At 71.4% G+C, this 11,641-nt stretch carries 11 protein-coding genes; 6 read left to right on the forward strand and 5 right to left on the reverse strand.

Going from position 1 to position 11,641, the window contains the following annotated elements; all coding sequences use genetic code 11:
* Window positions 1-167 precede the first annotated feature (167 nt).
* From ABZ434_RS01520 to ABZ434_RS01535, 4 genes are all read right to left on the reverse strand, one after another.
* Window positions 168-323 (reverse strand): hypothetical protein, encoded by a 156-nt coding sequence (locus tag ABZ434_RS01520; protein WP_136327069.1) that lies wholly within the window; start codon window positions 321-323, stop codon window positions 168-170.
* Window positions 324-959: 636 nt separating this feature from the next.
* Entirely contained in the window at window positions 960-1,811 is an 852-nt protein-coding gene (locus tag ABZ434_RS01525) for an EamA family transporter (protein WP_359131241.1), read from the reverse strand.
* Window positions 1,812-1,899: 88 nt separating this feature from the next.
* A complete protein-coding gene (locus ABZ434_RS01530; RefSeq protein WP_359131243.1) occupies window positions 1,900-3,552 on the reverse strand; it encodes a penicillin-binding transpeptidase domain-containing protein in 1,653 nt (550 codons plus the stop codon).
* A gap of 132 nt (window positions 3,553-3,684) precedes the next feature.
* Entirely contained in the window at window positions 3,685-5,463 is a 1,779-nt protein-coding gene (locus ABZ434_RS01535) for a phospholipid carrier-dependent glycosyltransferase (RefSeq protein ID WP_359131245.1), read from the reverse strand.
* Window positions 5,464-5,516: 53 nt separating this feature from the next.
* On the opposite strand from ABZ434_RS01535, the gene rsmI reads away from it, so the two are divergent.
* The 6 genes from rsmI to ABZ434_RS01565 all read left to right on the forward strand — a co-directional run bounded on the left by rsmI (window position 5,517) and on the right by ABZ434_RS01565 (window position 10,944).
* A complete protein-coding gene (gene rsmI, locus ABZ434_RS01540) occupies window positions 5,517-6,413 on the forward strand; it encodes a 16S rRNA (cytidine(1402)-2'-O)-methyltransferase (protein ID WP_359131247.1) in 897 nt (298 codons plus the stop codon).
* A 159-nt stretch (window positions 6,414-6,572) separates the two neighbouring features.
* Window positions 6,573-6,962 carry a hypothetical protein gene (locus ABZ434_RS01545; protein WP_359131249.1) on the forward strand — a complete coding sequence of 130 codons (390 nt, stop codon included), beginning with the start codon at window positions 6,573-6,575 and terminating at the stop codon, window positions 6,960-6,962.
* A 34-nt stretch (window positions 6,963-6,996) separates the two neighbouring features.
* Entirely contained in the window at window positions 6,997-7,863 is an 867-nt protein-coding gene (locus ABZ434_RS01550) for a TatD family hydrolase (protein WP_359131252.1), read from the forward strand.
* Window positions 7,864-7,978: 115 nt separating this feature from the next.
* Window positions 7,979-9,166, forward strand: coding sequence for a ubiquitin-like domain-containing protein (locus tag ABZ434_RS01555; RefSeq protein ID WP_359131254.1), 1,188 nt, complete (start codon window positions 7,979-7,981; stop codon window positions 9,164-9,166).
* 9 nt (window positions 9,167-9,175) lie between these two features.
* Window positions 9,176-10,048 carry a 16S rRNA (adenine(1518)-N(6)/adenine(1519)-N(6))-dimethyltransferase RsmA gene (gene rsmA / locus ABZ434_RS01560; protein WP_359131255.1) on the forward strand — a complete coding sequence of 291 codons (873 nt, stop codon included), beginning with the start codon at window positions 9,176-9,178 and terminating at the stop codon, window positions 10,046-10,048.
* Window positions 10,045-10,944, forward strand: a complete 900-nt coding sequence (locus ABZ434_RS01565; protein ID WP_359131257.1) for a 4-(cytidine 5'-diphospho)-2-C-methyl-D-erythritol kinase — start codon at window positions 10,045-10,047, stop codon at window positions 10,942-10,944. Before rsmA ends, ABZ434_RS01565 begins: the two co-directional genes overlap by 4 nt.
* 39 nt (window positions 10,945-10,983) lie before the next feature.
* On the opposite strand, the gene ABZ434_RS01570 is transcribed toward ABZ434_RS01565, so the two are convergent.
* Window positions 10,984-11,628: a lipoprotein gene (locus ABZ434_RS01570; RefSeq protein WP_359131258.1), complete on the reverse strand. Its 645-nt coding sequence runs from the start codon at window positions 11,626-11,628 to the stop codon at window positions 10,984-10,986.
* Window positions 11,629-11,641: the final 13 nt, after the last annotated feature.

The raw sequence follows: 11,641 nt of genomic DNA on the forward strand, positions 1-11,641 counted from the left end.
GAGCATTCGGGCGCCTCTCCGCTTTGCGATGCACCGCATCTGACGCCGCGCGCTGTTTCACCAGGAATTGCGGGACAGCCCTTAGGGAAGTCCCATCGTCGCAGGTCAGGAGCACCCTATGCCTATTTGTCCAAGCCTTGGGTAACCCGTCAAGCGAAAGCCCGGGGTCAGAAGAAGTGCTTCCGTCCACCGACCGCGCGACCGGTCGCACCCAGGATCCACAGGATGACGCCCACCAGAATGAGGATACCGCCGATCGTCGTCAGCAGCCCCATGCCGACAAGCAGGCCGATGATCAGGAGAATTAGCCCAAGAATGATCATTTTAAGCTCCCATCGTCAAGTCCGACTCAGGCTTCCACAACGGCCCAAGTGTGCTTTTGGTTGATCCCGGCTGGCTCCGACTTCCAGGATTGCTGTGCGATAGGCCTTGTGCCCGGCGATACGGTGTTCACGCCTCGCAATTTCGTTCTCGAGGCGGCTGCTGAACTGGGCCGCCGAGTGCACCCGGATCCCCGGTCGGCCCGCCACATGCCGACCGCTGCAGGTTCATCGAGCTGATCCGTCTCGGAGCTCCCGGCATGACCCCCCGGCTCCTCGACGCGGTCTTCCCTCGCATCGGACGAACTGGGGGGTGTGCTCCCGGGCCCCGGCACCCCCGACGTCGAGCGTCCCGGCCGGTCCAGGCCGGTCACCGACGAACAGGGCGCCGCGCCCGTACCTTGGCCCGTCCGTCCGTGCGAGCACGCCGACGGTGCTTCAGCGCCGAGACGGTGGGGCCACCCGCCGACCGATCAGCAGCGCACACCCCATCGCGGTCGAGGACCACTTCGAAGCGCGGAGCACAGAACTCGCCACGCGCTGCGCGTCCTTGGCCGGCCATACGCCGAACACCCCGCCTGCCGGCAGGAATGGCGCCCATAGCCTCCAAGGGCTGTCCCGAGCGGGTCCCGGCCTGCCTCAGCTCGTGTGCAGCATCAGCCCGATGCCGACCACCATCAGCCCGGCCGCCGCGATGCGCGGGACGCCGAAGCGTTCCTTGAAGAACACCGCGCCGATCGCCGCGCCCACGATGATCGACGACTCGCGCAGCGCCGCGACCGGGGCGAGCGCCGCGCGGGTCTGCGCCCACAGGACGAGGCCGTACGCCGTGACCGACAGGGCCGCGCCCAGCAGGCCGCGTACGGCATGGGGGCGGAGCTGGGCCGGAAGGGCGGAGCGGCGGCGGTACAGGGCGTAGAGGGGGATGGCGAGGCCCTCGAGGATCATCAGCCAGGCGACGTACCCGAGCGAACTGCCCGAGGCGCGCACCCCCACGCCGTCGACGGTCGTATATCCGGCGATGGCCAGGCCGGTGGCGAGCGCGGCGAGGATCGCGGGCCACTGGGGGCGCTTGCCGGCGCCCCGGACGCCCCAGAGCGCCAGCCCGACCAGCCCCGCCGAGGCGACGGCGACGCCCGCCGCCGCCCAGCCGTCCGGGCGCTCGCCCACGAAGACGGCGGCGAGGACGGTGACCACGAGCGGGGCCGTGCCGCGGGCGATCGGATACATCTGGCCGAAGTCACCCAGCGTGAACGACCGCATCAGCAGCAGCATGTATGCCACGTGCAGGGCGGCGGACACGAGCAGGTACGGCCAGGCCTCGGCGGCCGGGAGCGGTACGAAGCAGGCGGCGGCCGCGCCGATCAGCAGACCGCCTCCGGAGATCAGGGTGAAGGAGAGCAACTGGTCCTTGATCGCATGGGCGATGGCGTTCCAGCCGGCGTGGGTGAAGGCGGCCGTCAGGACGGCGAGGGCGACGAGCGGAGTCACGTGGTACCCGGGTTCCGGTCAGCGGCGGCCAGTACGAGCAGCAGTGTGCAGCCGGCGATCATGGTGCTTCTTCTCCCCTGCCGTACGTTCACGGCCCCGCGAGCAGGACCTCCGCGACGACCGGACCGGCCGCGTCCCCGCCGTGGCCGCCGGACTGGACGAGGGCCGCCGCGGAGAGGTCGTTGCTGAATCCGGTGAACCAGCTGTCGGACGTGGCCTGACCGCCGATCTCCGACGAGCCGGTCTTGCCGCCCTTCTCGCCGCCCACGGCCGCCATGGCCTTCGTGGCCGTGCCCTCCGGGCTGGTGGCCGTGTACTTCAGCATGTCCTTCAGCTGCGCCGCCACCCCCGTCGGCAGTGGGCTCGCGGCGGCGAACTTCCGGTTGTCGAGGTCCTTCGGGACGATGTAGGGCTGGAGGAACCGGCCGTTGACGGCGGTGGCGGTGATGGACGCCATGTTCAGCGGGTTCATCTGGATCTTGCCCTGGCCGATGAACGACGCGGCGGTCTCCGCGCCCTCGGAGGGCGGTACCTTGCCGTCCCACGTGACGATGCCGGTGTTCCAGACCTGGCCGATCCCGAAGTACTGCGAGGCCTCGTTGCCGAGCGCCGTGTCCCGCTTGCCGCTGCCCAGCGGCAGGACCGGCTTGATGAACGTGGTGTTGCAGGACTTCGCGAAGGCTCGCTTCAGCGTGGCGTTCGGCAGCGAGAAGTCCTCCAGGTTGTGGAAGGTCCGGCCCTCCCAGGGAACCGTGGACGGGCACTCGGCCGGCGCGTTCGCGCTGCCCAGGCCGTTCTGGATGATCATCGCCGCCGTCACGATCTTCATCGTCGAGCCCGGCGCCACCTTGGCCCAGCGCGCCGCTTCGAAGCCGCTCGCCGGGTTGTTGGCTATGGCGCGGATGGCGCCGGACGACGGCTCGACGGCCGCCACGGACGACTTGTCGTACTTCTTCACGGCCTTCTCGGCCGCAGCCTGGATCCCCGCGTCCAGTGTGGTCGGGACCCGGCCCGGCCTGCCCTTGACCAGGGTCAGCAGAGTCTGGTCCGCGCCATCGGCGTTGGCGCTGTTGATCCAGGTCTCGATGCCCGTGGTGCCGCCGGCCTTCTCGCCGTACTTCTTGCGGAGCTCGTCCAGGATGCCGCCCAGCGACGGGTACTTCTCCTTGGTGAGCACATTGCCCTTGCGGTCGACCGCCTCGATCGACGCGGTCTTCGACTCGCCCGTCTCCAGCGACTCGCCCTTGTCCAGTTCCGGGTGGATGACGGAGGGGACCCAGTCGACGAGCGGGTGACCGGTGGTCAGGCCGCGTACCACGGTGAGCTCGGAGGCGTACGACCAGGGCTTCGTCTTCCCCTCGTAGGAGACGGTCGCCTTGACGGTGAACGGGACCTTCGAGCCGGTCGCCGGGCCCGGGGTGATCACGGCCCCGGTGACATGGGCGGATTCGCTGTAGCCGGCCAGTGCGGGCTCCGCGTCGCCCTTGTTGTTGGTGAGCTCGGCGGCGACCGCCGCATCGCCCTTCGCCCACGCGGCGAGGAACTTCTCGGACGTCTCGGCGATCTCGTCCTCGGTGACCGGGCCCGTCTTCACCTCGGCCGAAGTCGCTCTGGTGTCCGAGCCGCCCCCGACACCGCTGTCGCCGAGCCCGTCCAGGATGTTGTACGCCCCGTAACCCACGCCGCCGACCACGACCGCGAACACTCCGCCGACGACGGCTACCTTCGCTCCACTGCGCATCCCGCAGTCCCCCTCCCCAGGAGACCCCCTTGAACATGTTCAAGGGGGTCGTTCCGGGAACTTTACGGGACTGCCGTGACAGCGGAGCCGGTTGTTATCGGAATGCGATCCCGGATGGCGTGAACAGACCGGTCAAATCCAGGTATCCAGCCACATGCGATCCCGCCAGGAGTCCTCCGGAATGGGGGTCCCCGTATACAGCGGCCAGAAATAGATGAAATTCCAGACGATCAGAAGGACCAGCACGCCGGCCGCGACCGCCCCCAGAGTCCGGCGTCGTTCACCCGAGGGATCGCTCTTCTCCAGACCCAGTTCGTGTCTCGGCCCGGTGCCCGCCGCAGGCCCCAGCATCGCGCCGATCATCATCGAGACCGCGAGGCAGAGGAAGGGTACGAACACGACCGCGTAGAAAAGGAAAATGGTGCGTTCCTGGTACAGGAACCACGGCACCCACCCCGCGGCCACCCCGCAGGCGATCGCGCCCGCCCGCCAGTCGCGGCGGAAGAACCAGCGCCACAGTACGTACAGCAGGGCGAAGCACGCGGCCCACCACAGCAGGGGCGTGCCGAGCGCCAGCACCTCACGCGCGCACTTGCCGTTCGCCGAGGCGGTGCAGCCGTTCTGCTCCTCGTAGAAGTACGAGACGGGCCTGCCCAGCACGATCCAGCTCCACGGATTGGACTGGTAGGTGTGACCGGACGTCAGGTTCACATGGAACTCGTAGACCTGGTTCTCGTAGTGCCACAGGCTGCGCAGCCAGTCCGGCAGCCAGGTCCAGCTGCCGCCCTTGCCGTCGGTCGCCGCCCAGTCGCGGTAGTAGCCGTGCCGGTCCGGGTCGTTGCGGATGATCCAGCCGGTCCACGATGCGATGTACGTGAGGACCGCGACCGGCACCGTGGAGACGAACGCCGGCACCAGATCCCGCTTCAGCACCGCCTTGTACGGCTGCACCGCGCCCGCGGTCCGCCGCGCGCCCACGTCCCACAACACCGTCATCAGGCCGAACGCGACCATGATGTACAGCCCGTTCCACTTGGTGGCGAAGGCCAGCCCCAGTGAGATCCCCGCCGCGATCCGCCACGGACGCCAGCCGAGCCGCAGCCCCTCGGCGACCCCGGTGTCCGGCCGCAGCACGCCGTCCTCGTCGACCGGGAGCGCGGCCGCGAACCGGCGTCTCGCCCAGTCCCGGTCGATCAGCAGACAGCCGAACGAGGCCAGCACGAAGAACATCAGCACCAGGTCGAGCAGCGCGGTGCGGCTCATCACGAAGTGCAGCCCGTCGACCGCGAGCAGTGCGCCCGCAAGACAGCCCAGGAACGTCGAACGGAACAGCCTGCGGCCGATCCGGCACAGCATCAGCACCGACAGCGTGCCGAGCACGGCGACCATGAACCGCCAGCCGAACGGCGTGAAACCGAAGAGCTGCTCACCGATCCCGATGATCCACTTGCCGACCGGCGGGTGCACCACATATCCCGGATCGGTCGGGACCGGCACCTGCGACGGGTCGTTGAGGATCAGCTTGTCGACGTCCTTGGGCCACGACCCCTCGTACCCCTGCTTGATGAGCGCCCAGGAGTCCTTGGCGTAGTACGTCTCATCGAATATCACCGCGTGCGGGCTGCCCAGCTTCCAGAACCGCAGCACTCCGGCGACCGCCGCGACCAGCAGCGGACCGCCCCAGGCCGACCAGCGCACCAGCCGGTCCGCGAGCAGCGGGGGCACCCCGAGCACCGCCCACAACTGGCCCCCAGGGCGGGTGTACGGCGGAACCAGCCGCTCCCGCAGGCCGATACCGGGGAGCGGGAAATGGCCGAAGCGGCGCAGCCGCTGCTGCCAGGAAGTCGGCTCCGGGCCGTGCTCTTCCCCGGCGTCTTGGCCCTGCCGGGCTTCGGGCGCAGTACTCGTCACCGCGCCATCGTAGGGAACGCATCTGTGCGAGTGCTGCCGCCCGTGCTGGGAGGATGGACGTTGTGACTGGAACGACTGGAACGCTCGTACTCGCAGGGACCCCCATCGGCGATGTGGCGGACGCCCCGCCACGCCTCGCGGCAGAACTGGAGACGGCCGATGTCGTCGCCGCGGAGGACACCCGCCGGTTGCGCCGGCTGACCCAGGCGCTGGGCATCCACACGACGGGGCGTGTCGTCTCCTATTTCGAGGGCAACGAGTCCGCCCGTACGCCCGAACTCGTCGAGGCGCTGATGGGCGGCGCCCGGGTGCTGCTGGTCACGGACGCCGGAATGCCGTCCGTGTCCGACCCCGGCTACCGGCTGGTCGCCGCCGCCGTCGAGAAGGACATCAAGGTCACCGCGGTGCCTGGCCCCTCGGCGGTGCTCACCGCACTCGCCCTGTCCGCCCTGCCCGTGGACCGGTTCTGCTTCGAGGGCTTCCTGCCGCGCAAGGCCGGTGAGCGCCTCGGAAAGCTCCGCGAGGTCGCCGACGAGCGCCGCACGATGGTCTTCTTCGAGGCCCCGCACCGGCTCGACGACACCCTTGCCGCGATGGCCGAGGTCTTCGGCGCGGACCGGCGCGCCGCGGTGTGCCGGGAGCTGACCAAGACGTACGAGGAAGTGAAGCGCGGTCCGCTGGGCGAGCTCGCCCTCTGGGCGGCGGAGGGCGTACGCGGAGAGATCACCGTCGTCGTCGAGGGCGCGGCCGACTCCGGAGCCGAGGAACTGGACGCCGAGGAGCTGGTGCGCAGGGTGCAGGTGCGCGAGGAGGCGGGGGAGCGGCGCAAGGAGGCGATCGCCGCGGTCGCCGCGGCGGCGGGGCTGCCCAAACGCGAGGTGTTCGACGCGGTCGTCGCAGCAAAGAATGCGGCTCGGACCGGCCCGGCGGACGGCAAAGGACTATCGTGAAAGGCAAAGCGCGAGCCGCGTTCCGGCCCCTTTTGCCACGAGAAGGCCAAAACCGCTCCAACACTCGACAGGGCCCGGTGCGCTCCCGCCGGTAAGGGCGTCCACTGGATCCAGGACGCATTCTCCGGAGTGCTTGTCCGGCGGACAAGAGGAGCAGGCATGAGCGAGATCGCAGCAACCACCGTGCACGAGGCGTATGCCTTCGCCTGCATGAGGTGTGGATACGGCTGGGAACAGGCCTACGAAATAGAGCACCACGTCGACGCCTCCCACCACGCATTCGTGGTGTACAAGGCGGACGGCGAACGAGTGCCGTCGCCACTTTCCACGCCGACCTGCACGAACTGCGGCGGACATGTCGTACGGATCATGCGGGCCGGCCGGGTCTCGACGGTGCAGCAGCTGCTCCAGAACCAGAACCGCCGGCAGTCGCCCGCCGATCCGCAGCCCGAGGTGCCGGAGGGCGAGGCCGTGGCAGCCACCGCCGCTCCCGGGGGCGACCGTCACTGGCACCTCTCCGACCTGCTCCACCCCTTCCACCGCCGGTGACGCTCCGGGCCACGGTCCTCGTACGATCGTGGCCATGAGCCGCACCGAAGCCCCGCCGCTGCCCGAGCCCCTCCGGGTGCCGGTCGCCGATTCGCACACCCACCTGGACATGCAGGACGGCACCGTCGAGGAGGGCCTGGCCAGGGCCGCCGCGGTGAACGTGACGACCGTGATCCAGGTCGGCTGCGACGTGAAGGGCTCGCGCTGGGCGGCCGAGACCGCGGCCGCGCATCCGAGCGTGCACGCCGCCGTGGCGCTGCATCCCAACGAGGCGCCGCGGATCGTGCACGGGGACCCGGACGGCTGGTCGCGGCAGGGGGCGCGCGAGGGCGGCGGGACCGCGGCACTCCACGAGGCGCTCGCCGAGATCGACGCCATGGCCGCGCTCGACCACGTACGCGGTGTCGGCGAGACGGGGCTCGACCACTTCCGGACCGGCCCCGAGGGCATGGCCGCCCAGGAGGAGTCCTTCCGGGCCCACATCGAGATCGCCAAGAGGCACGGCAAGGCGCTCGTCATCCACGATCGCGATGCGCACGCCGATGTGCTGCGCATCCTGGCAGACGCGGGCGCCCCCGAGCGGACCGTCTTCCACTGCTACTCCGGCGACGCCGACATGGCCCGCATCTGCGCGGACGCCGGGTACTTCATGTCCTTCGCGGGCAACATGACGTTCAAGAACGCCCAGCCGCTGCGCGACGCGCTTGTCGTGGCACCCATGGAACTGGTCCTGGTCGAGACCGACGCGCCCTTCCTCACCCCCGCCCCGTACCGCGGACGGCCTAACGCGCCCTATCTGATTCCGGTCACGCTGCGCGCCATGGCCGCGGTCAAGGGCGTCGACGAGGACACCCTGGCGTCGGCGATCGACGGGAACACGGCTCGCGCGTTCGACTACTGAGCCAGGGCCCGACACGCTGGGTGATCGCTCCGCATTGGAGAGTGACGTACCGCTCCGCTATCCTCCCGGGCGCCAAGAGCGAGCCGGCCGGTACGGACCTTCTGGAGCGAGCGTCGTGAGCAATTCGCAGGGCAGTCACCGTGCAGCACGCGGCAAAGGGCGTACGGCGGTCACCGGAGCGCGGGGACCCGCCACCGTCGTCGTGCCCGGCCCGTCCCCCGTGCCCCCGCACGAGGAGCTGACGCTCGCCGCGTGGCCCCTGCGCACACCCACCGTCGTCGACGTGCCGACAGGGTGGACCGCGGTCGCGACCGGCGGCACGGGTCACCCCGCGCAGGCCCCCACCGTCACCGCTCTCACCGTGCCCGCCCCCGGCGCCAGGTCCGGCCGGCGGGGCGCGCGGCGGCGGGTGTCCGTCCGTCCCGGGCAACTGAGCCGCCTGGTGCCGCGGGCCCTCGTGGTCGCGTTCCTGGCGGGCGGGACGACCGCCTTCGTCGCCGAGGACAAGGCGGTGACGCTGGACATCGACGGGGAGCCCCGCACCCTGCACACGTTCGCGGACGACGTGGGCGAACTCCTCGCCGAACAGGGGATCGACGCCGACGACGGCGCCGCGGTGTCCCCGGCCCCGGGCACCCGCATCGGTAACGGTGACGTGATCACCCTCGGCGGCCCGCGCCCGGTGATACTCACGCTCGACGGGGTCCGGCGCCGGATCTGGACCTCCGAGCCCACCGTCGGCGCCGCCCTGCGCCGGCTGGGCGTGCGGGCCGACGGGGCCTACCTCTCCGTCTCCCGGGCCGCGCCGATCGGGCGCACCGGGCTGACGCTGGACGTGCGCACCGAGCGCACCGTCACCGTGATGGCCGACGGCCGCGAGCACACCGTCCGCACCAACGCCGCCACCGTCCGCGAGGCAGTCGCCCGGGCCGGCGTCGTCCTGCACGGCGAGGACACCACGTCCGTGGCCCCGGAAAGCTTCCCGCGCGAGGGCCAGACCGTCTCGGTGCTCAGGATCGCGACCACCAGGGTGGTGCGCGAGGAACTGCTGCCGTACCCCGTGGAACGGTCCGGGGACGGAGCCCTGGCCGTCGGCACGGAGGTGGTCGAACGGGAGGGCCGGGACGGTTCGCGCCGGGTCATGTACGCCCTGCGGACCGTCAACGGAGTCCGGCAGAAGCCCCGGGTCCTGGCCACCGAGGTCGTGCGGGAACCCGTCAGCCGGGTCGTGAAGGCCGGCACCGGGCCGCGCACGGCCGGGTGGGTGGAAGAGGCCGGACGTCCGCCGGGGGACAGCCCGTAGGCTTGACGGGTGAGCACCACAGAGCCCGACGCCCTCCTGGGCCCCGCAGACATCCGCGAGCTGGCCGCGACGCTGGGCGTACGCCCCACGAAGCAGCGCGGTCAGAACTTCGTCATCGACGCCAACACGGTCCGCCGGATCGTGCGCACCGCGGAGGTCCGCCCGGACGACGTGGTCGTCGAGGTCGGGCCCGGTCTGGGCTCGCTGACCCTGGCGCTGCTGGAAGCGGCCGACCGGGTCGTCGCCGTCGAGATCGACGACGTGCTGGCGAGCGCCCTGCCGGCCACGGTCGCCGCCCGGATGCCGCAGCGCGCAGACCGTTTCGCGCTCGTCCACTCCGACGCGATGCTCGTACGGGAGCTGCCGGGCCCGCCGCCGACCGCGCTGGTCGCCAACCTCCCGTACAACGTCGCGGTGCCCGTGCTGCTCACCATGCTCGACCGCTTCCCCAGCATCGAGCGGACCCTGGTCATGGTGCAGGCCGAGGTCGCCGACCGGCTGGCTGCCAGGCCCGGCAACAAGGTCTACGGCGTGCCGTCGGTGAAGGCCAACTGGTACACCGACGTCAAGCGCGCCGGCTCCATCGGCCGCAAGGTCTTCTGGCCCGCGCCGAACGTCGATTCCGGGCTGGTGTCGCTGGTGCGCCGTACCGAGCCCGTCGCGACGACGGCGAGCAAGGCCGAGGTCTTCGCGGTCGTCGACGCCGCATTCGCCCAGCGCCGCAAGACGCTGCGCGCGGCCCTGGCCTGCTGGGCGGGCTCCGCGCCCGCCGCCGAAGCGGCCCTCGTCGCGGCCGGCATCTCGCCGCAGGCCCGCGGCGAGGCCCTCACCGTCGAGGAGTTCGCAGCCATCGCCGAGAACAAGCCGGAGCCGTCCGCATGAGCGAGAGCGTCACCGTCCGGGTACCCGCCAAGGTCAACGTCCAGCTCGCGGTCGGCGCCGCGCGCCCCGACGGCTTCCACGACCTCGCCAACGTCTTCCTCGCCGTCGGCCTGTACGACGAGGTCACCGTCTCCCCGGCCGACGGGCTGAGCGTCACCTGCGCGGGCCCGGACGCCGCCCAGGTGCCGCTGGACGCCTCCAACCTCGCAGCCCGCGCCGCGACCGTGCTGGCCGGGCGGCACGGCATCGCGCCCGATGTGCACATCCACATCGCCAAGGACATCCCCGTCGCGGGCGGCATGGCCGGCGGCAGCGCGGACGCGGCCGGCGCACTGCTCGCGTGCGACGCGCTCTGGTCCACCGGCGCCACCCGCGAGGAGCTCCTCGCCATCTGCGCCGAACTGGGCAGCGATGTGCCCTTCAGCCTGGTCGGCGGGGCGGCCCTCGGCGTCGGCCGCGGGGAACAGCTCACACCCGTCGAGGTCGGCGGCACCTTCCACTGGGTCTTCGCGGTCGCCGACGGCGGCCTCTCCACCCCGGCCGTCTACCGCGAGTTCGACCGCCTCACCGCCGGTACCCAGGTGCCCGAGCCCGTCGCGTCCCCCGCACTGCTGGACGCGCTGCGGTCCGGCGACCCCGCCGCACTCGCCGCGGCCCTCGGCAACGACCTGCAGGCCCCGGCGCTGTCGCTGCGGCCCTCCCTGGCCCGCACCCTCGCGGAGGGCACCGCCGCCGGTGCCCTCGGCGCGCTGGTCTCGGGCTCCGGGCCGACCACCGCGTTCCTCACCGAGGACGAGGCGTCGGCCCGCAAGGTCGCCGACGCGCTGACCGCGTCGGGGACCTGCCGCACCGCCCGCATCGCGTCGTCCCCCGCCCCGGGCGCCACCCTGCGCTGAGCACGCCGCCGGCCGGGGCCCCGGGCCCCGGCCCCGGCCTCAGCCGAGCCGCACGCTCCGCTTCGCCAGCTCGAACGCCGGCAGCATGCTCTTGTGCTCGTACGCGTCCAGTCCGCCCAGGTGCACCACGACCGGGCCGTCCGGGGTGGCGACGGCGAAGGCCCGGTTGGGGCGCGACTCGTCCAGCAGCTCGCTGTAGATGGTGTAGCGGGCCTCCGTCACGGACAGCTTCCCGACCGTCGCCTGCGTATACGTGATCTTCGAGGGCTTGGTATCGGCCTTCACGAAGCCCTCCAGGGCCTGACGCGCCGTGCTCCCCTTGTCGTCGCCCTGCCACACCCGGAGGAACCCGATGTGCCCGGCGGGCTTCGCGTCGATCTCGCAGACCAGACCGACCGGGCCCTGGATGCCGAGCTCGGCGAACTCCGAGCCCGCCTTATCGGGGACCACGGCCTCCGCCGTCCAGTGCTGGGCCGTGTCGAAGACCACGGGCAGCTCGCATCCGGAGCCGGAGCCCCCGACCGTGCCGCCCTTGGCCGCGGAGGTGTCCGCCGTCGCCGTCGCCGGGGCGCTGCCCGGCTTCGTGTCCGCCGTCGCCCCGTCGCCCGACCCCGACGAGCAGCCGGCCAGCGCCACGGCTGCCAACAGGACGGGCACCAGCCCGCGAACCGTACGTCGTGTCATGAAGTTCCCCACC

The organism is Streptomyces sp. NPDC005761, assembly GCF_040630635.1.
GTDB lineage: Bacteria > Actinomycetota > Actinomycetes > Streptomycetales > Streptomycetaceae > Streptomyces.